The organism is Pseudoalteromonas sp. Z9A6, from assembly GCF_011378805.1.
GTDB classification, from domain to species: domain Bacteria; phylum Pseudomonadota; class Gammaproteobacteria; order Enterobacterales; family Alteromonadaceae; genus Pseudoalteromonas; species Pseudoalteromonas distincta.
In genome coordinates this window covers 1-528 of sequence record NZ_WTKZ01000150.1, presented here as the reverse complement: position 1 = coordinate 528, position 528 = coordinate 1, and the positions used below count along the sequence as shown (strand labels likewise).

At 62.3% G+C, this 528-nt stretch carries 1 protein-coding gene; it reads right to left on the bottom strand.

The window, feature by feature from the left end; all coding sequences use genetic code 11:
• Nucleotides 1–21: 21 nt before the first annotated feature.
• The coding region (locus GQR53_RS20605) for a histone-like protein (protein ID WP_206013424.1) at nucleotides 22–528 on the bottom strand (507 nt) is incomplete at its 5' end.

Below are 528 nucleotides of genomic sequence, written 5' to 3'. Positions count from 1 at the left end.
ATTAAAAGTTAAAAGCACCAGTCAGTCAAGTGCTCGAGCAGAGTCCGCTTCAGAAGTCCTGGGACTGGACGTCTTTGGGGTTGGCGGGTCCCGTGGGGCTTTGGTCTTCTTGGGCAGGAGCTGCGCCTGGATTTTGGGGAGCACGCCGCCCTCCGAGATCGTGACGCCGCCCAGCAGCGCATTCAGCTCCTCGTCCTTGCGCACCGCGAGCTGGATGTGACGCGGCGTGATGCGCAGTTTCTTGTTGTCGCGGCACGCGTCGCCCGCCAACTCCAGCACCTCCGCGCACAGATACTCGATGACCGCGGTCAGGTACACCGATGCCCCGGAGCCGATGCGCGGCGCGTAATTCCCCTTCCGCAGGAGACGCGCGACGCGACCCACGGGGAACTGCAGCCCTGCGCGCGTCGAACGCGACACGGAGGAGGACTTGCTCTTCGGCGCAGCGACCAGCTTCTTACCGCGTCCGGACATGATGCACACGGCTCTACGGAAAAGTCTTGGAAGATCAAGGGATCTGATTAAAAC